21 protein-coding genes are annotated in these 19,113 nt (G+C 31.1%); 7 read left to right on the forward strand and 14 right to left on the reverse strand.

Features of this window, described 5'->3' with window-relative positions:
- Position 1 precedes the first annotated feature (1 nt).
- From greA to L8T90_RS02180, 5 genes are all read right to left on the reverse strand, one after another.
- On the reverse strand, positions 2-487 hold the full coding sequence (greA, locus tag L8T90_RS02160) for a transcription elongation factor GreA (RefSeq protein ID WP_039619215.1): 486 nt from the start codon (positions 485-487) through the stop codon (positions 2-4).
- A 9-nt stretch (positions 488-496) separates the two neighbouring features.
- On the reverse strand, positions 497-1,594 hold the full coding sequence (gene lpxB, locus L8T90_RS02165; protein WP_263736588.1) for a lipid-A-disaccharide synthase: 1,098 nt from the start codon (positions 1,592-1,594) through the stop codon (positions 497-499).
- A 78-nt stretch (positions 1,595-1,672) separates the two neighbouring features.
- The gene (locus L8T90_RS02170; protein ID WP_263736589.1) at positions 1,673-2,245 is read right to left on the reverse strand and encodes a cytolethal distending toxin subunit A; all 573 of its coding nucleotides are present in this window, start codon (positions 2,243-2,245) and stop codon (positions 1,673-1,675) included.
- A gap of 9 nt (positions 2,246-2,254) precedes the next feature.
- Positions 2,255-3,058: a cytolethal distending toxin subunit B family protein gene (locus L8T90_RS02175; protein ID WP_263663909.1), complete on the reverse strand. Its 804-nt coding sequence runs from the start codon at positions 3,056-3,058 to the stop codon at positions 2,255-2,257.
- 2 nt (positions 3,059-3,060) lie between these two features.
- A complete protein-coding gene (locus L8T90_RS02180) occupies positions 3,061-3,870 on the reverse strand; it encodes an RICIN domain-containing protein (RefSeq protein ID WP_263663908.1) in 810 nt (269 codons plus the stop codon).
- A gap of 137 nt (positions 3,871-4,007) precedes the next feature.
- Here L8T90_RS02180 and surE point away from each other — a divergent pair, with 137 nt between their 5' ends.
- Genes surE through blaOXA form a run of 4 tightly spaced genes read left to right on the forward strand, consistent with a single transcriptional unit; the run spans position 4,008 to position 6,624 of the window.
- On the forward strand, positions 4,008-4,781 hold the full coding sequence (surE, locus tag L8T90_RS02185) for a 5'/3'-nucleotidase SurE (RefSeq protein WP_263736590.1): 774 nt from the start codon (positions 4,008-4,010) through the stop codon (positions 4,779-4,781).
- Entirely contained in the window at positions 4,774-5,427 is a 654-nt protein-coding gene (locus L8T90_RS02190; RefSeq protein ID WP_039619235.1) for a dinucleotide-utilizing enzyme, molybdopterin/thiamine biosynthesis family 1, read from the forward strand. The genes surE and L8T90_RS02190 overlap by 8 nt, the downstream gene beginning before the upstream one ends.
- Entirely contained in the window at positions 5,411-5,860 is a 450-nt protein-coding gene (locus L8T90_RS02195; RefSeq protein WP_263736591.1) for a GNAT family N-acetyltransferase, read from the forward strand. The genes L8T90_RS02190 and L8T90_RS02195 overlap by 17 nt, the downstream gene beginning before the upstream one ends.
- Positions 5,857-6,624: an OXA-493 family class D beta-lactamase gene (gene blaOXA / locus L8T90_RS02200; protein WP_263736592.1), complete on the forward strand. Its 768-nt coding sequence runs from the start codon at positions 5,857-5,859 to the stop codon at positions 6,622-6,624. Before L8T90_RS02195 ends, blaOXA begins: the two co-directional genes overlap by 4 nt.
- On the opposite strand, the gene bioC is transcribed toward blaOXA, so the two are convergent.
- The 4 genes from bioC to L8T90_RS02220 are packed head-to-tail and all read right to left on the reverse strand — an operon-like array spanning position 6,598 to position 9,771.
- Positions 6,598-7,296, reverse strand: a complete 699-nt coding sequence (gene bioC / locus L8T90_RS02205) for a malonyl-ACP O-methyltransferase BioC (RefSeq protein WP_263736593.1) — start codon at positions 7,294-7,296, stop codon at positions 6,598-6,600. The two genes, blaOXA and bioC, sit on opposite strands and share 27 nt — an antisense overlap.
- Entirely contained in the window at positions 7,281-7,907 is a 627-nt protein-coding gene (locus L8T90_RS02210) for a pimeloyl-ACP methyl esterase BioG family protein (RefSeq protein ID WP_263663904.1), read from the reverse strand. The genes bioC and L8T90_RS02210 overlap by 16 nt, the downstream gene beginning before the upstream one ends.
- A complete protein-coding gene (locus tag L8T90_RS02215) occupies positions 7,904-9,028 on the reverse strand; it encodes an aminotransferase class I/II-fold pyridoxal phosphate-dependent enzyme (RefSeq protein WP_263736594.1) in 1,125 nt (374 codons plus the stop codon). Before L8T90_RS02215 ends, L8T90_RS02210 begins: the two co-directional genes overlap by 4 nt.
- An 8-nt stretch (positions 9,029-9,036) precedes the next feature.
- Complete coding sequence (locus L8T90_RS02220; RefSeq protein WP_263672508.1) at positions 9,037-9,771, reverse strand: tetratricopeptide repeat protein; 735 nt, start codon at positions 9,769-9,771, stop codon at positions 9,037-9,039.
- A 129-nt stretch (positions 9,772-9,900) separates the two neighbouring features.
- Between L8T90_RS02220 and L8T90_RS02225 the strand changes: the two genes are divergently transcribed.
- Positions 9,901-11,169, forward strand: coding sequence for an adenosylmethionine--8-amino-7-oxononanoate transaminase (locus tag L8T90_RS02225; protein WP_263725161.1), 1,269 nt, complete (start codon positions 9,901-9,903; stop codon positions 11,167-11,169).
- A gap of 31 nt (positions 11,170-11,200) precedes the next feature.
- Positions 11,201-12,943 carry a nuclease-related domain-containing DEAD/DEAH box helicase gene (locus tag L8T90_RS02230; protein WP_263736595.1) on the forward strand — a complete coding sequence of 581 codons (1,743 nt, stop codon included), beginning with the start codon at positions 11,201-11,203 and terminating at the stop codon, positions 12,941-12,943.
- Positions 12,944-12,949: 6 nt separating this feature from the next.
- On the opposite strand, the gene bioD is transcribed toward L8T90_RS02230, so the two are convergent.
- From bioD to L8T90_RS02245, 3 genes are read right to left on the reverse strand one after another with little or no spacing between them, the layout of a single operon-like run.
- A complete protein-coding gene (bioD, locus tag L8T90_RS02235) occupies positions 12,950-13,522 on the reverse strand; it encodes an ATP-dependent dethiobiotin synthetase BioD (RefSeq protein ID WP_263736596.1) in 573 nt (190 codons plus the stop codon).
- 7 nt (positions 13,523-13,529) lie between these two features.
- Entirely contained in the window at positions 13,530-13,844 is a 315-nt protein-coding gene (locus tag L8T90_RS02240) for a DMT family transporter (RefSeq protein WP_039619256.1), read from the reverse strand.
- Positions 13,844-14,191: a DMT family transporter gene (locus tag L8T90_RS02245; protein WP_087699708.1), complete on the reverse strand. Its 348-nt coding sequence runs from the start codon at positions 14,189-14,191 to the stop codon at positions 13,844-13,846. The genes L8T90_RS02240 and L8T90_RS02245 overlap by 1 nt, the downstream gene beginning before the upstream one ends.
- A 174-nt stretch (positions 14,192-14,365) precedes the next feature.
- On the opposite strand from L8T90_RS02245, the gene L8T90_RS02250 reads away from it, so the two are divergent.
- Positions 14,366-15,400 (forward strand): isoaspartyl peptidase/L-asparaginase family protein, encoded by a 1,035-nt coding sequence (locus L8T90_RS02250; protein WP_263736597.1) that lies wholly within the window; start codon positions 14,366-14,368, stop codon positions 15,398-15,400.
- Here L8T90_RS02250 and L8T90_RS02255 read toward each other — a convergent pair whose 3' ends face one another.
- Both L8T90_RS02255 and carB read right to left on the reverse strand, forming a co-directional pair.
- Entirely contained in the window at positions 15,401-15,823 is a 423-nt protein-coding gene (locus tag L8T90_RS02255) for a Sua5 YciO YrdC YwlC family protein (protein WP_263736598.1), read from the reverse strand.
- Positions 15,820-19,083, reverse strand: a complete 3,264-nt coding sequence (carB, locus tag L8T90_RS02260) for a carbamoyl-phosphate synthase large subunit (RefSeq protein ID WP_263736599.1) — start codon at positions 19,081-19,083, stop codon at positions 15,820-15,822. The genes L8T90_RS02255 and carB overlap by 4 nt, the downstream gene beginning before the upstream one ends.
- Positions 19,084-19,113: the final 30 nt, after the last annotated feature.

A 19,113-nucleotide genomic window follows, 5' to 3' on the forward strand; every position in this document is an offset into this window, starting at 1 on the left:
ATTAAAATTCCAAAGCTTTATATTCTATAGAAATGATTTCAAATTCACTCTCGCCTTTTGGCAAACGCACTTTAAAATCATCGCCTTCTTTTTTACCAAGCATTGCTTTAGCAATAGGCGAACTAATGGAAATATAACCTTTTTCTAAATTTCCCTCATTTACCCCTACCAAAGTATAAGTGCTTTGTTTTTCACTTTCTAAATCCTCTACAACAACAGTTGAGCCAAATTTCACACTATCATGCTCATAAGAAGATGGATCGATGATTTGTGCTCTTGAGATCAAATCCCCAAGTTCAGCTATCTTACCTTCTATAAAAGCTTGTTTTTCTCTAGCCGCGTGATATTCTGCATTTTCTTTTAAATCTCCATGGCTTCTTGCTATGTCTATTTCTTCTACTACTTTTGGGCGTTCAACTTTTTTTAAATGTTCTAATTCTTTTTCTAATTTCTCATAGCCATATTTACTCATAGGTTCTTTTTGCATGATTTATCCTTATTTGATTTCATAAAGTATTTTAGCTAAATTTTTTGCACTTGCAAATTGCAAATATTCTTTTAAAAAATCTACTTTATCAAAAAATGCCTTATAATCGTATTTAAGATAAGCTTGATACAAATTTTCCACATTCACTTGCTCTTGTAAAAATTCAGGATTAAGCTCGCTTTTTCCTGCAAAATCTAAAAAAATATTTGCAAGGCCTATATGTTTGAGTTTTACAAAACATCTTGCGATAAATACATCAATAGCTTTAGCCTTATAAGCAAGTACAAAAGGCGTGCCGACCAAAGCTGCTTCAAGCGTAGCTGTGCCACTACAAATAAAAGCAAAATCAGCATTTTTAAGCACTTTTGGGGTATTGCTTTGAATTTCAAAATTACTCACATCTCCATAAAGATCTAATCTTTTTAGATTAAACTCGGGCACACAAAGGATTTTTTTACCTTTAAATTTAATGCTTAATTCTCTAAAAATAGGCATTAAACGCTTTATTTCACTTTTTCTTGAACCTGGTAAAAAAGCGATGATTTTTTCATCATCTTTTTTTAAAAGTATAGAATTTATATCTTCTTGATTTTTAAATTCTTTTATCTCATCTAAAAGTGGATGACCCACATAAGTGCTTTTGCTAAAAAACTCGCTATCAAAAGGCAAGATAGAAGCTAGCACATCAAAATGACTTTCTATGATAGGTATGCGACCTTTTTTCCATGCCCAAACTTGAGGTAAGATATAATAAATTCTTTTTGCTTTGGAATTTGCTTTTTTTAAAACCTTTGTAAAAGGTATGTTAAAAGCAGGTGAATCTATACATAAAATCGCATCAATTTTTTGAGTAAGACTTAAATTTACTAGCTCTTTTATAGCTTTTTTGGCTTTTAAAATGAGTGGCAAAACCTCTATAAAACCCATAGCGCTAAACTCATGTGAGCTATAAAGTGGCTTGGAGTTTAGACTAAATTCTTTACACAAACTCTCATCATAAATTCCTACTAAATCAAATTCTTTATACTCATTTTTATAAGCTTTTAAAACTTCTTTTAAATGCAAATTTGCTGAAGGCTCTAAGGCACAAACTAAAAAGGTTTTCATTAACCTACCTTATATCAATTTTAAAAGATATTTTAACAAATTTTAACTTAGAGTTTAAACCCGCAAAGCGGGTTTAGTTTAATAAAGCGGAGTTGCTTCAACGATAGCAGGGGCAAAGAAAAATAATTCTTTTAATTCTATAGGTACAGAAGGATTTACGGTGCAATCGTCTAAGCCAAAGCGATTTTCTATAGGCACGCGTGCTTCATAAAAAGTACTCATACATTTTACCCCACCATGCGTTAAAGACCTAATTTGCACAGCAGAACTTGTAGTAGGCATGATAGAAAAAACCGTTTGCATTTGTCCATCTTGTAAATCTTGCTTGCAAGATTTTGTTCCAAATGTTCTTTCATCTAAAACAGCCAAACATACATCAGCACCTCTAGGATTTATAAACTGCACATAACCAAAAGGGCGTTGCACAGCATACCTGTCTTTTTCCTTTAACTCATCGCTAAGTATTATTTCTTTTAAAAACCAATTTTGCTCTTCTAATATTTCAGAGCTATACCTAAAAGGGCTTAGTGAAATTCCTGTTTCTAAAGATCTTATAGCAAACATAGGTGTAAAATCTTCTAATTCATCTAAACTAACCTCAGCCCTTAAAAAACTCAAAACCATAAAAAATAAAATACCAATTTTTTTCATCATTTACTCCTAAGGTCTTCTAAAATTCACAGGAAAATGATCAGAAGCTAAAAAAGTCCTAAGTCCTGCTACAGCTAAAAGAGCAATGATTGGCGGTGGATTATACAAAGAAGCTGTATTGGAATTTCCTGTGATAGCATAGTCAATAATCCTTCCGCTAGTTTGAGTATTAGTATTTGGAGGGATCACTCGTGTACGCGCTCTTAAATCTGGATCAAGTAAAGAAACCAAAGATCCTGCTTCTCTATTAAAATCACCCAAAATCATCCAATTAATCTCTGGTCTATTTCTAAAAAAACTATCCACAGCACTCACAATAGCTCCACCATCATTACCTCCACTTGCTAAAGCATGTATGCTAAAAAACGCATCATTTCCTATGCGAATTCCTATAATAGGTCTTGAAGCAACGGTTGGAGGTGGTAAAACAAAAACCTCATCAGCTTGCACTCTACTTACTATAGCCATATTCACACGGTTTGCCCCAACATCAACTCTTGAATAATATATAAAAACAGAATTTGGACGGCTTGATGAGCCCAAATTCCACTCATACTCATGAATTGGAATTCCAACTCCCACAGGTTGAACTTGTCTTGGAGTCATTATAGCTGTGCTTGGTAAAACTCCTGCTTCTTGAACAGCTAATATATCCATAGGATTAGCACCCGTTACAAGCTGTCTTATACTAATATTCCATTTGCTTTCAGTAGAAGCTGATGAGCCTTGTAAATTCCAAGTTCCGCTATTATAATTTTCTAAAGCTCCAAATAATAAATTAAAACTAAAAATTAAAAATATTATCTTTCTCATTATTACTCTCCCGTATAAGCATAAGGTGATCTTGTTTGAAAAGCAGGTGCACTTATACTCCATTGTCTATCTAAATTTTTTTCTTTTGGTTTCAAACAAGGCGTCAAATAAATACTATAATAGTTAAAATAAAACTCCTCCATTACATTTCCAACTGTTGTTTGTATACATTGTTGGGTAGCATAATTTTGAATTTGATAAGCACCATTGCTCATAGGAAAGAGTCTCCAATACTGAGCAAAATTGCTTTGATCACAAGGATAATGCACAATGCCATTTCCATAGGCATTTAAACAAGTTAAAGTTTTTGCATTTTTAATCATTACCTTATTATTTGGAAATTCAATGAGTTGCCAAACTCTTGCATCACCAAAAGGCTTGCTATCAAATAAATTATAACCCCATATCCAATTCCCTGGATTTAATGCCCAAACAGTTAATGCAGCACCATTTGGATTCATAATAGTTACAAAATCACTTGCAATACCTGAATTTTCATACAAAGCGTTTGAAGTAAATTTATTATCCGAAGTTAACCTTGGCAAGGGTCCTTTTATGGGATTATCTCCTTTAAAAGTATTTGTAGTAATTACTGGTGGCACAAGCGGTATAGCAGGAAAATGTTTCCCATCTACTAAAGCTGGTGTTTTTTGCTTAGCAGGTGGTGTTGGATTTTTACCTATTTTTAAAGGATCAATATCATTTACACCGCCCAAAGAACGTGCCAAAGGATTAAATTGCTCTTTAGAAGAACATCCGATAAAAAAAGCTACAAATACACTAAATATCATTATGAATTTAATTTTTTGCATTTTTCCTCCTTGAATATTTAAATTTAAATATATTATCATAATTATAAATAAATTGTAATACAAAACACCATTAATAATTTTTCTTTATTTTAAAAAATATTTTATCACTTATGTTAAAATTTAAAAAAAGGAAAAATATGAAAGAAATTTTAATAACAAACGATGATGGTTACGAAAGTGAAGGTTTAAAAAAACTTATTAAAATGCTAAGAAAGCATTTTAAAGCTAAAATCACCATAGTAGCTCCTGCTAGTGAAAAGTCAGCATGCTCGCACTCTATAACACTAACCAAACCTTTGAGATTTCACAAGGTTGGCAAAAGATTTTATAAACTTGATGATGGCACGCCTGCAGATTGTGTTTATCTTGCTTTGCATGCTTTATACAAAAAGCGTTTGCCTGATCTTGTCATAAGTGGGATTAATAAAGGAGCTAATGTAGGCGAGGATATAACCTACTCAGGAACTTGTGCAGGAGCAATGGAAGCAGTACTTCATGGAATTCCTGCCATTGCTTTATCACAATTTTATAAAGATAATCAAAAAGAGCTTGATTATAAACTTGCTTTAAAACTTACTAAAAAAATAGTCAAAAATATCTTTGAAAAGGGCTTTCCTTTAGACAAAAAAGAATTTTTAAATATCAACTTTCCTTCTAGCAAAACAGCCTTTCAGGGCTTAAAAATTTGCAAAGCAGGTAAAAGAATTTATAGTTATGAAGCACACTCAAATACAAATCCAAGAGGTGTAGAATACTACTGGCTAGCTGCTGCTAATCTTGATCATGAAAATGAAAAAGACTCAGACATAGCACTTTTAAAACAAGGCTATGCCACAATAACACCTATAATGCTTGATCTAACAGCTTATAATCAAATGAAAAATCTCAAAAAATGGATGAAAAATGGATAGATACACGCGCATAAAATGGCTTGTTAATGAAGAAAATTTTATTAAATTTCAAAATACCAAAGTTTTAGTTTGCGGACTTGGTGGAGTTGGTGGAATTTGCGTTGATGCGCTTTTTAGAAGTGGCTTTAGTAATCTAACTTTAATTGATGCAGATAAATTTGAAACTACTAATCAAAACCGCCAACTTCACAGCGAAAATATAGGTGAGGAAAAAGCTAAGGTTTTTGAGCGTATTTACAATGCCAAAGGTATAGTTAGTAAAATCGATGATGAGTTTTTAAAAAGTTTTGATTTGAGCGAGTTTGATTTAATCATTGATGCGATTGATGATATACCTGCTAAGGTTGCTTTGGCTAATTTAGTTGATTTGAAAAAGCAAATTTTTATCTCATCAACCGGTGGAGCTAGAAAGCTTGATCCAACGCGTATTAAAACGACAAGCATATTTAAAACACACGGCGATGCTTTAGCTAAAAAATTCCGTTATGAACTTAGAAAATCAGGCTTTAAAGGAGACTTTGATGTGGTATTTTCAGATGAAGAAGCTCATTGTAAAGATCTTGGCTCATTTATGGGTGTAACAGCCTCTTTTGGACTTGCTTTAGCTTCTTTGGCTTTAAGGAAAGTGCTTGATAAGAAAGCTTGATATAAAAGACTTAGCTTCTTGTATCAAGCTTTTTAAGCAAAGCGTATCCACTCTTTGTAAAAATGATTACACAAAAGAACAAATTCATGCATGGATTAATATAAACCAAAAAGCTTGGGAAAGAAAATTTCAAAATCAACTAGGCTTTGTTTATGAAGAAAAATGTCAAATCATATCTTTTATAAATATAAATTTAGAAGAAAAAACGCTCGATCTTTGCTTTACTCATGCAAACTATGCTCATCAAGGTTATGGCAAAGCTTTATTAGAATTTGCTCTTAAAAACTACCCTTATAGTGAAATTTATACTTTTGCTAGCCTTAGCGCTAAAAATTTCTTTTTAAGAGCAGGATTTAAAATCATCAAAGAAAACATTGCTATAAGAGATCAACAAGAATTGAAAAATTTTTTAATGAAAAAGGAAATAAATTGAAAAAATTACTTTTACTTTTTAGTCTTTTTTGCTCTTTTGCTTTGGCAAATGAAAATTTAAAAGATCTTTTTAAAGATTACAACAAAAGTGGGACTTTTATAGCTTATGATGGCAAAAATTATTATAGTAATGATTTTAAAAAAGCAAACAAGCGCATTTTACCTGCCTCTACTTTTAAAATTTTCAATGCCCTAATCGCACTTAATGAAGGCGTTGTGAAAAATACTAATGAGATTTTTTATCACTACAAAGGCGAAAAAGTATTTTTACCCTCTTGGAAAAATGACGCAAACTTAGCCCTAGCTATGCAAAGATCACAACTACCTGCTTATAAAGAACTAGCTAGAAAAATAGGCTTAGAAAAAATGCAAAAAAACTTAAATAAACTCAATTATGGTAATCAAAAAATAAGTAAAATCGATGAATTTTGGCTTGATGATTCTTTGCAAATTAGTCTTAAAGAACAAGCAAACTTACTTTTTGAACTAGCAAATATAAAATTAGATTATCCTAAAAATATACAAAAAGAAATTATAAATATAATAAAACTTAGTGAAAATAACCATTATGAGTTTTTTGCAAAAACAGGCTGGGGAAAAGAAAAATACGGACAAATCGTAGGTTTTATAAAAGACAAAAAAACTCATCAAATTTATGCTTTTGCTTTATGTATGGATATAAGTGATTTTAACAAGCTTTATCTAAGAGAAGAATTAGCAAAAAAATATCTATCAAATTTAACAAACTTGACACATAAAAAATAAAGGATGGTAAGTCAAGGTATTTTGAAATTCTTTTTCATAGTTTTTTAAAAATGCCTTGCTTATGAAAAATTTTTCACTCAAAGCATTTACCCCGCTTAATTTCAAATGTCTAAAAAGCTCTAAAGTATCATCAAATTTTAGCTCTTTTAGTTCTTCTTTTGCCTTGATAATCTTAAATTTTTTAGAAAGCTTTTGTGCAATTTGCTTTAAAGTTAAATATTCTAGTGATAAATTAGTGCTTTGCTTTATTTGAGTGAAATTTTTTTCTCCAAAAGTAGAAAAAAGTAAAATCCCATTTTTATTTAGCATGCTTGCAAGATTTTCTAAAAGCTCATCTATCTTTAGCCACTGCATGCAAGCATTGGAAGCTATAAGATCAAATTTTTTCGTATAAAAATGATGATTTTTAAGCTCATTCATATCAAAAACACCAAATTCATCAAACTTACAAGGATTTTCAAAAGGATAAATATCATTTAAAAAATAATGCTTAAATTTAATACACTCTTGCAAAGCCTTGCTAAAAACCCCTACCCCACAGCCAAATTCAAACACCGCTTCAAAATCGCTCAAATCATTCTCACTAAGCATTTTACAAAGCTCTTTAGCCATGTCTTTTTGCACAGGTGTATTTGCGCTATAAGTGTCTTTTGCTCTTATGAAAGTTTGCAAAGTGCTTCCCAAGTGTGGTATTTAAAAAATGCAAAATGTGGCTCATCAATAAACATTGCCTTTTCTTTGAAAAAATTAAAAGCATGCTTTGGTGGAAAGATTTTATCATCTTTGCTAATTATGGCTTTATCCCAAGTGAAATTTTCATTTAAGTTTTTAGTGCAAAACTCATATAAACTTAAAAGTTCTTCTTTTAAATACTCATCTTTTTCAAAGTAAAACTCATCACTTAAACTCATTCTTTTCTCAAGTAAATTTAATTTAAAATCCTCTAAAGCAAACCTTTTCATAGTAAGTTTAAAAATGGCTTTTTTAATCCCAAATTCATCATCAATAGGTAAATTTGTGCCATTTATGGCTATTTTTTTATCAAATTTTATATCTTTTAAAATTTTACTCGCTACACAAACTCCCATGGAAAAGCCAATAAGGGTGATTTTTTCAAATTTATGAAGATCAAATTCCCAATCAAAGCTCGTATAATCATACACCATTAAAACATTTACACTACTTTTTAAATGCGCAAAATGGCTAAAATGTGAGCAAAACCCTGAAAAAAATAAAATCAACTCAGATGAATTTGCATTTTTATGTAAAAAATGAGTTTTCAAAGTACCTCCAAAACCTTTTCTAAGTCTTTTTTCACTAGCCCAGCATGCAAAGAAAAGCGAATTCTAGCTGTATTTTTAGCCACAGTTGGCTCTTTAATAGCAGGTGCAAAAATACCATTTTCTAAAAGCTTTTGTGAAATTTCACTAGCTAGTGCATTTTGCCCTAAAATAAAAGATATCACATAAGCCTCACCTAAAACTGCACCTTTACTTGCCAAAGCATTTTTAAACCAAGTGCTTAACTCTAAAAGCTCTTTTCTTTGAGCGTTAAATTCATGCAAATGCTTAAAAACATGCAAAGTCCAAGCTACATTAATGGGAGCAATAGCAGTTGAGTATATAAAAGCTCTTGCTTTGTTGATAAAAAAATCTTTTTCATTACTTATCATGCAAGCTCCCATAGAAGCTATAGCCTTACCAAAGGTAAAAACTAAAAAATCCACTTCCTTTTCGAAGCCCAAAAATCTCACATAACCCAAACCATCATCATTAAAACACCCTATGCTATGAGCTTCGTCAATATAAATTTTGATATTTTTAAACTCTTTTTTTAAATTTATAAATTCTTTTATAGGTGCAAAATCTCCATCCATACTAAATAGTGCTTCACTTACAATGATGATATTTTCAAATTCTTTATAATGCTTTTGCACTAAGCTTTGTAAATGCTTTATATCATTGTGTTTAAATCTTATAAATTTAGCCCCGCCAAGCCTTAAACCATCGATGATACTTGCATGCACTTGCTTATCTGCTAAAAATAAAGTATTTTTAATGCTTGCTAAAGCTTGCAAACAGCTAACATTTAAGGCATAGCCGTTGTTAAAATGCAAAATTTTTTTGCCTAATTTAGTTTCTAAAAAGCTTTCAAATTCATCAAAAATCGCATAATTTCCACTCAAGCTTCTTGAACTTGAACTAGAAAATTCAAATTCTTTTAAATGCGTTAAAAAATCTTGCTTCAATGCTTTTTCATTACTTAAATTTAGATAATCATTACTCGCTAAATTTAGTAATTTTTGCCCATTATAAACGACATATTTTCCCTCATGTTTTAATGAGCGTAGAATTCTAAAATTATCTTGTTGTTTTAATGCATCTAAAATTTGTGTAATTTGCATATTTGAACCTAAAATTGTTCTTTAAAATTTGCATAAAGCATACACCCATCTTCATTTTTTAAGTCACAAGCTTTGCCAAAATACTCTAAAGCTTTGGAAATATCTTTTTTAACACCATTTCCAAACCCATACATAAATCCAAGGCGAATACAGCCTAATCCATCATTTAAATCGCAAGCTTTTTGATATAATTTGACTGCTTTAAAATTATCTATTCTTACACCTTCTCCACTTACATACATAGCACCAAGATTGGTACAACCTATGCCTATATTTAAATCACAAGCCTTTTGATACAATTCTACCGCTTTAAAATTATCTTTTCTTATACCATAACCATTTCTATACATAGAGCCAAGATTAGAGCAACCCAAGCCTTCATTTAAATTACATGATTTTTGATACAATTCTACCGCTTTAAAATTATCCTTTTTTACGCCGAATCCATTTTCATACGTAACTCCAAGATTAAAACAACCCAAACTACTATTTAAACCACATGCTTTTTGATATAATTCTACTGCTTTAAAATTATCCTTTTTTATACCTTGTCCATTTGCATACATGAAACCAAGATTAGAACAGCCATTTCCACTATTTAAATCACAGGCTTTTTTATAATACTTCATAGCATTTATATAATCACCACTCTCATAGGCTTTAATTCCTTTTTCGAGTATATCCTCTTGTGAGTATGCAAAATTTAAAAATAAAATCGCTAAGATAATCAAAACTTTTTTCATACTTTACCTCTAAATTTAAGATAAAAAGCTAATTATATAAATATTTTCTAAATAATCCTTTTTCATTTTAAAGCATAAATTTGAGTAAAAATTGTAGTATCATTAGTAATAAAAATCAAAGAAGTAAAAATGAATTTAAAAGAACTAGACTTAAAACACATTTGGCACCCTTGCACACAAATGAGCGATCATGAGTTTTTACCTTTAATACCTATAAAAAAGGCTAAGGGAGTGTATTTGTATGATTTTGATGAAAAATCCTACATAGACTGCATTAGCTCTTGGTGGGTGAATATCTTTGGCCATTGTAATGAATATATCAATGAAAAAATCAAAGATCAACTTCAAAATTTAGAGCATGTTTTGCTTGCAGGCTTTTCACATGAGCCTATCATAAAGCTTTCGCAAAGACTTTGCAAGCTTTTGCCTTTTGATAAATGCTTTTTTGCAGATAATGGTAGTTCAGCCATAGAAGTGGCTTTAAAAATGAGCTTTCAATACCACTTAAACAATGGCTCTAAAAAGGATAAATTCTTATCTCTTAGCAATTCTTACCATGGAGAAACCTTAGGTGCATTAAGTGTTGGCGATGTAGCTCTTTATAAAAAAACCTATGAGCCTTTACTTTTAAAAAGCATCACAACACCTGTGCCAACTAGCAAGGACTATACAAAAGAACTCGAAATTTTAGAAAGTATTTTAAAAAATCATCATCATGAAATTTGTGCTTTTATACTTGAACCTTTGCTTCAATGTGCGGGTAATATGCATATGTATGAGCTTGGGTATTTAGATGAGGCAGTTAAACTTGCTAAAGATTATGGTGTGCAAGTGATATTTGATGAGATAGCTACAGGTTTTGGACGCACAGGGGAAATGTTTGCGCTTGATTATTGCTCACAAAGTATTGATTATATATGTCTTTCTAAAGCTATCACGGGTGGGTATTTACCGCTTTCAGTGGTGCTTACTAAAGATGAAATTTATGAGAAATTTTATGATAGTTATGAGAGCCAAAAGGCCTTTTTGCACTCTCACTCTTACACGGGTAATGCCCTAGCTTGTGCAGCGGCTAATGCGACTTTGGATATTTTTGAAAAAGAAAATATCATCGCAAAAAATAAAATCAAAAGTGCTTTTATAAAAACTCAATGGGAGAGTTTAAAAGAATTTGACTTTTTAGGAAATTTTAGAAATTTAGGCATGGTGAGTGCATTTGATATACAAAAAAGCAAATACCAAAGAGCAGGACTTGAAGTCTTTCAAAGAGCCTTAGAAAAAGGCTTGCTTTTAAGACCACTTGGAAATACAATATATTTCATGCCACCATATGTTATAAATGAAGATGAGATTGCTTATGTAGTGCAGTCTTTAAGAGAGATTTTCAAGGATTTTTGAAAGCTAAAAATACCAAAAAATAGGATATATAATGAGTAAAGAGCAGTATAAACTATTCACAAAAGGCGAAGAATATATATCTAACATGCTTTATAATGGACTTAGTAGAGATTATGAAATTTATGAGCAACCGAAAATCAACTATAAGAACAAATTATATATACCTGATTTTATTATTTATCATAAAAATAAAGGTATTTTTATAATAGAGGTTAAAGATTGGAAATTAGAAAATTTTAGTTTTACTGAAAATAATAACTGTAAAAACAAACTTATTAACAATAAAATCTATCCTGAAATAGTTTATAAAAATAATATATCAATCAAAAATCCAATACAACAAACTAATGAATATAAAAATATAATATCAAATTTTTTAAAAAATAATTTTATCCCAATATATGAAATTCTTTATTTTCACAACGCTACTACAAAAGATATTCTAGAAAAAATAGACAATAAAGGTATAAAAATTTTTGGAAAAAATAACGCAAACGAGCTATTTAATTTTATTACATTTTACATACAATGTAAAAATTATTATACTTGTGATAACTTTAGGAAGCTTTTTTTAAAAAATATACATAAAGTAGAACATGGAAAAAACATAACACTAACAAATCAACAAAAATATTATATTGAAGACAAACCTAATACCTGGAACAGAATAAAAGGTGTTGCAGGGAGTGGAAAGAGTTTGATTATAGCACACAGAGCAGCAAATATAGCCTCAAAAGGTAAAAAAGTTTTAGTAATTTGTTATAACAAAACATTAAAACAATATTTAAAAGCACAAATTAACGATGTGAGAAAAGAATTTGATTGGAATTTGATAGACATAGATCACTTTCATGGCTTATTGTTTAACTTTATAAAAAATAGCGACATATCATTACAATATACAAAATCTTTTGAAAATAATGAAAAAGAAGCTTTAGAAAATGCAAATTATATTTTACAATCAGAAGATTTTTCAAATTCTAGATATTATGATGCTATCTTAATTGATGAAGCTCAAGATTTTAAACAAAAATGGTTTGATTTTTTATTATATTTTCTAAAAGACAACGGGCAAGTAATGGTCGTTGCAGATGATAAGCAAAATATATATGATAGAGAAATTTCATGGATTGGAAATATGAACAATAAAGGGTATAAATTTAAGGGGCAATGGGGGAAATTAAATATAAATATACGACAATACAATTTCCCTGAAATTTTAATAGAAGCCTATAGGTTTTATGTGTTTTATCTTAGTGGTTATTTGATAAAATCAAACAAAAATTTTGGTGAAACTCTAGAACCTCCTATAATTAATACTCAAAACGCAGATAGCTCTTTAATTAGAGAGCTTTATTGGTGCAATATAGAAAAAAATAATTACACTGAAATAGTTTTCAGGGCTTATAATTTTCTATTAAAGCATAATTCTCCAAAAAATATTGTAATTTTAACATCTAATCACGAGGAAGTTGATATTATAAAAAAATATTTCAAAGAAAAAAATGTTTCAGTTGAAGATATGATAAACAACAAAGAATATTTTTCTTTTACAAGTGATAACGTTAAAATTTCAACTATCAAAAGCTTCAAAGGAATGCAATTGCAATGTGTGATTTTTCTAACAAGTACTACAAAAACCGAACTAAGTGACTTTGAGACTTATATAGCACTAACTAGACCTAGTTATACATGCATAGTTTTAAATAGAATTCCAGAATATGAACTTTTTGGAAAAGAATGGGAAAAATATAACAAAATCAATTTTATTTAAAAAATTTTATTTAATTGAATAAATACTATTTTTAATATTTTCGCACACTTTATCATCAAATTCTATGATAGGAATTTTAGCGTAATTGCTTATAAAATCCTTGCTAAAAGTATCTTGGGTTTTTAAGATCAAAGCAAGGATTTTAATATCTCTTTGTTTTAGTGCTTCTATGCTTAAAAGCATGTGATTGATACTTCCTAGATAATCTTTTGCCACTAAAATCGTAGGGTGCTTAAACGCACTCATATAATCAATCATTGTTTTTTCATCATCAAGAGGCGAAAAAAGCCCACCAGCTAGCTCGATAATGAGTTTTTCACTTTGTGGAATTTGTATATCAAAAGCTTTATAGCTTAAATTTTCTAAAATCCTGCCTTTGTGCGGGGAAGCAGGAGTTTGTAAAAACACACCTTCTTTAAAAATCTTAGTTTTTGGACTAAACTCAGCTACTACCTCACTATCTTTTGGCGTGCCTGCTTGGATAAGCTTAAAATAATCAAATCCTAATTCCTTACAAATTCTAGCACTTAGATAAGTTTTGCCAACATCTGTGTCTATGCCACTAATGTATATTTTCATTTTAAGCCTATGAAAGTATTTTTAAACCCACAGTACAAGCAATGATAAGAGCAATCAAAAAAAGCTTTAAAAAGCTTTTGCTTTCTTTATAAAAAAGCACTCCGATGATAACCCCACCTGCAGTTCCAGCTCCTGTCCATATAGAATAAGCCACACTCATAGCAATACTTTGCATGCTAAGACTTAAAAATCCAAAAGAAAAACCAAAACACACTATCAAAGCTAAAAGATAAAGCTTATTTTTAGTGCTTACGAGTTGTTTCATGATAATCACACCAAAAATTTCAAAAGCAGTCGCTAAAAACAAAAAGAACCATTCCATTATTTAGCTTCCTTGCTAATGATTTTAAGGCCTATGATACTTAAAAGTAAAATAGCTATTAAAGTAAGCTTGGTGATAGAACTTGGCTCATTGAAAATAAACATCTCATTAAGCACTACCCCAACCGTGCCAATACCTACAAAAACACTATAAGCAATGCTTACTTCAAGTCTTTCGCAAGCTTTTAAAAAACATGTAAAAGATATGCAAACCCCAATGGCTGTTAAAGCATAATGCCAAATTTCAGTAGAGTATTTTAAACCACTCACCCAAAAACACTCAACCAAACCACCTAAAATCACCATAAACCAACCAAAATTAGAGCTTATTTTTGTTCTTTCTATCATAATCTACCTTTTTTCAAAAGCGCAAATTATAGCTAAAATTACAAAAATAAAACTTTAATCAAAAACTAAACATATAATAATAAAAAATATCATTATTATAAATATTTTTATAATATTAATTTATATTTAATTTTTATTATTATAAAATCAAAAGCTTGTAAAAAGGAGATAAAAATGAGTTTTTTAACAAATAGTAAAAAGGCTTTATTAATATTAGCTAGTTTAGCATTTTTAACAAGTAATAATACTTTTGCAAAAGATTTTGAACCTATCATCGTGATACACGGTGGTACAAGTGGCTTAGGACTTACTAAAGAAGAATTTGCTAAAAGGGAAAAAGTAATGAAAGAATCTTTAAAAGCAGGCCAAAGCATACTTGAAAAAGGTGGAAGCTCTGTTGATGCAGTTATAGCTGCCATTAAAGTAATGGAAGATAGTCCTGAATTTAACGCTGGAAAAGGTGCTGTTTTTACTTCTGATGGATTTAATGAACTTGACGCATCTATAATGGATGGAAAAAATTTAAGAGCAGGTGCAATTGCTATGGCTAGGACAATTAAAAATCCTATAGAGGCAGCAAGACTTGTTATGGAAAAAACACCTCATACTTTAATAGCAGGGGAAGGTGCTGATAAATTAGCCAAAAAACATGGTTTAGAAATAGTAGGTCAAAAATATTTTTTCACAGAGCACAGATACAAACAACTTCAAGAAGCTAAAAAAAGCAAAGAAGTATTACTAGATAGCGATAAAGCAAAGGCTCATCTTGGTGTAAGTACTGAGCCATATTTAGGCACAGTAGGTGCGATAGCTTTAGATAAAAATGGCAATCTTGCAGCGGGCACAAGCACAGGTGGCACTACAAATAAAATGACAGGACGCATTGGAGATTCTCCTATCATAGGGGCAGGAAATTATGCAAATAATGACTCAGTTGCGATTTCTTGCACAGGAACAGGTGATATTTACATAAGAGTGGCTGTGGCTCATGAAGTTGCGTCTTTATATAAATATAAAAAACTTTCAGTACAAAAAGCAGCCGAAGAAACTATCAAACAAGTAGCTAAACTTGGCGGTACAGGTGGAATCATCTCAATAGATAAAAATGGAAAAGTTGGCTATGCTTGGACTAAAGATAAACTTGGAATGTATCATGGACAAGCAAAAATCGGCGAAGAACCAAAAGTATTTTGGCCACTTGGAAAATAATTAGCGTAACTTAACTTTTTTAACGCCTCGAAGTTTAAAAATCTTTGAGGCTCCGCTTTCAAAAAACTTTTCATCTACTATTTTATCTGCATTTTGCATAGCCCAATTTAGATCAAATTTTTTTCCATGAAGATTTGCAGAAGTAGAATAAAGCCAATCAAACTCTTTTAAAAATTCCTCATGAGCACAATCTTTCACGACACGTATTGCTTTAGAATTAGGATATAAAAAAGTAGTTTTTTTGGATTTTCTAATAGTGTTTTTAAAATGATTTGGCACTCTTGTAAGTTTTTTAAGCTCACTAAATTTAGCTGTGGTAATCAAACAATCTTGGCTTAAAGGTCTTTTCTTTAAAGTATTAAGGGTTTTTAAGTCCTTGCTTAAAAACCCCGCTGTTGTATCAGTTTGAGCAAGATAAATCATGCTTTTAAGTATTCTTGCAAGCTCTTTACTTCAAGACATGATTTATTTTGTATAGCTTTAATCGCTTTAGCACCTGCATACGCTGCTCTTAAGTTTGTAAAATATGGGGTTTTAAAGCGTAAAATATTTGCTCTGATTTTTTTAGTATCACCTTTAAAACTATGCTCATCGCTAGTATTAATAGCAAGTTGAATTTGAGAATTTTTTAACTTATCCTCTACATTTGGGCGTCCTTCAGAAATTTTATGCACAAACTCACACTCTAAACCTGCTTCTTGTAAAATTTTATAAGTTCCACTTGTAGCAATGATTTTAAATCCTAGCTTAATGTATTCATTAGCTAAATCTACTGCATATTTTTTATCCTGCTCTCTTAGTGATAAAAATACATTGCCACTTTCTGGTAAGAAATTTGAAGAAGCAAGTTGGCTTTTTGCATAAGAGTTTTCAAAGTCTTTGCTTACACCCATAACTTCACCTGTTGAGCGCATTTCAGGCCCAAGCTCAAGGTCGCTTCCACTGAGTTTGGCAAAAGGAAATACCACTGATTTTACACTAATGTGTTTTGGTTTTTTAGCTTTTAAAATTCCATTTTTTTCTTCTACCACTTTAAAGGTATCATAAAATTTCAAACTTTCTCTTAAATTTCCTTGCCACATCACGCGCGTTGCAACCTTAGCTAAAGGAATTCCTGTAGCCTTACTTACAAAAGGCACAGTTCTACTAGCTCTTGGATTTACTTCTATCATATAAAGTTTATTATCATGGATAGCAAATTGTATATTTAAAAGCCCTACTACACCTAAATTTAAAGCAATATCTTTTGTTTTTTGCTCAATCGTTTCAAGCATAGCTTCATCAATATTTACAGCAGGTAAAGAGCAAGCACTATCGCCTGAGTGAATTCCTGCCTCTTCAATATGCTCCATAATGCCTGCTACATAAACTTCTTTTCCATCACTTATCGCATCTACATCAAGTTCAGTTGCATTGTCTAAAAATTGATCGATTAATACCGGAGATTTATCACTCACATCTACGGCTTCTTGCATATAAAGTCTAAGCTCGCTCTCATCATGCACCACACGCATTGCACGACCACCCAAAACATAGCTTGGTCTAACAAGCACAGGATAACCTATCTCATTTGCTTTTATAATCGCTTCTTCAACGCTTATAGCTGTGCCATTTTTAGGTTGATTTATGCCTAAATCTTCGATAAATTTAGCAAATTTCTTTCTATCTTCAGCTAAATCTATCACCCTTGCACTTGTTCCTATGATCTTTGCTCCAAAAGCACTAAGGCGTTTTGCAAATTTAAGCGGAGTTTGACCACCAAAATGCACTATCACTCCATCGGGTCTTTCTCTATCAATAACTGCTCTTAAATGCTCAAAATCAATTGGCTCAAAATACAAAATATCGCTTGTATCATAATCTGTTGAAACCGTTTCTGGATTACAATTATACATTATAGTTTTTACGCCCATATCTTTTAGAGCAAAAGAAGCGTGCACGCAAGCATAATCAAACTCAATGCCTTGTCCTATGCGGTTTGGTCCACCACCTATAATCATCACTTTTTTATCTTTTTTATCTTTACTTTCTTTTACTTGCGTAGCTTCATTTGTATTAATACTTGAGTATAAATAAGGGGTCAGTGCTTCAAATTCTCCTGCACAAGTATCTACTTCACTATATTGAGCGATGATTTTGTGTTTAATTCTTGCATAATAAATATCATTTTGGCTTAACTCAAGATTATCTTTTTGATTAATCAAACTAGCGATTTTTTTATCTGAAAAACCTAAGGTTTTAGCTTTTCTTAATAGTTGTTTATTGCTTAAAATATCCATATCTATTTGGTTTTCAAATTCCACTATTTCTTTGATTTGATTTAAAAACCAAGGATCTATTTTGCAAAGCTCAAAAAGCTCTTGTGTGCTAAAACCTTCTCTAAAAGCTTGTGCTATATAAAGCAAGCGTTTTTCATTAGCTTGGCGAATTTTTGTCAAAAGCTCATTTTTATCACATTCTATAGTATCAAATCCACTTAAATTTCTCTCAAGTGAGCAAAGTGCTTTTTGAATGCTTTCTTTAAAAGTTCTCCCTATAGCCATAACCTCACCCACGCTTTTCATAGCAGTACCTAGCTCTGTGTTTGCATTTGGGAATTTTTCAAAAGTAAAACGAGGAATTTTGGTTACGATATAATCAATTACTGGTTCAAATGAAGCAGGAGTTCCTGTGATATCGTTTTTAATCTCATCTAAACTAAATCCAACTGCTAAAAGTGTAGCTACCTTAGCTATAGGATAGCCCGTAGCTTTACTAGCTAGGGCTGAAGATCTTGAAACCCTAGGATTCATTTCAATAACTATCATTCTACCATTAGTTGGATTGATAGCAAATTGCACATTTGATCCACCTGTATCTACTCCGATTTCTCTTAAAATAGCAAAAGAAGCATTACGCATTGCTTGGTATTCTTTATCAGTCAAAGTTAAAGCAGGAGCTATAGTAATAGAATCACCCGTATGAACCCCCATAGGATCAACATTTTCAATAGAGCAAACGATAATACAATTATCATTTTTATCTCTAATGACTTCCATTTCATATTCTTTCCAACCAAGCAAGCTTTCTTCAATTAAAATTTCATGGATAGGGCTTAGTGCTAAAGCAGTATTTGCAAGTTCTGCAAACTCATCCATATTATACACCACGCCACTTCCTGCACCACCTAAGGTAAAAGAAGCTCTAATCATCAAAGGAAAACCAATCTCATCAACAGCTTTTAAAGCCTCTTCATAATTATACGCATACATAGATTTTGGCAAATCCATGCCAATTTTTTTCATACATTCTTTAAAAACTTGTCTATCTTCGCCTTTTTTTATCGCTTCAGGATTTGCACCTAAAAATTTTACATCTGCAAGCTCGCCACTTTCATAAACTTCCATAGCAACATTCAAAGCAACTTGGCCACCCATAGTAGGTAAAATCGCATCGATTTTTTCTTTTTTGATTATACTTAGAATACTTTCTTTGGTAATTGGTTCTATATAAGTTGCATCAGCAAATTCAGGATCTGTCATAATAGTAGCTGGATTAGAATTGATCAAAACCACTCTATAACCTAGCTCTTTTAAGGTTTTTGCTGCTTGAGTTCCTGAGTAATCAAACTCACAAGCTTGACCTATAACGATAGGCCCACTGCCTATTAATAATATATTTTTTATATCTGTTCTTTTTGGCATGTATTTTCCTAAGCTGAATTTTTAGCCAAA

Origin of the sequence: Campylobacter sp. RKI_CA19_01121, from assembly GCF_025771295.1 — a bacterium.
GTDB lineage: Bacteria > Campylobacterota > Campylobacteria > Campylobacterales > Campylobacteraceae > Campylobacter_D.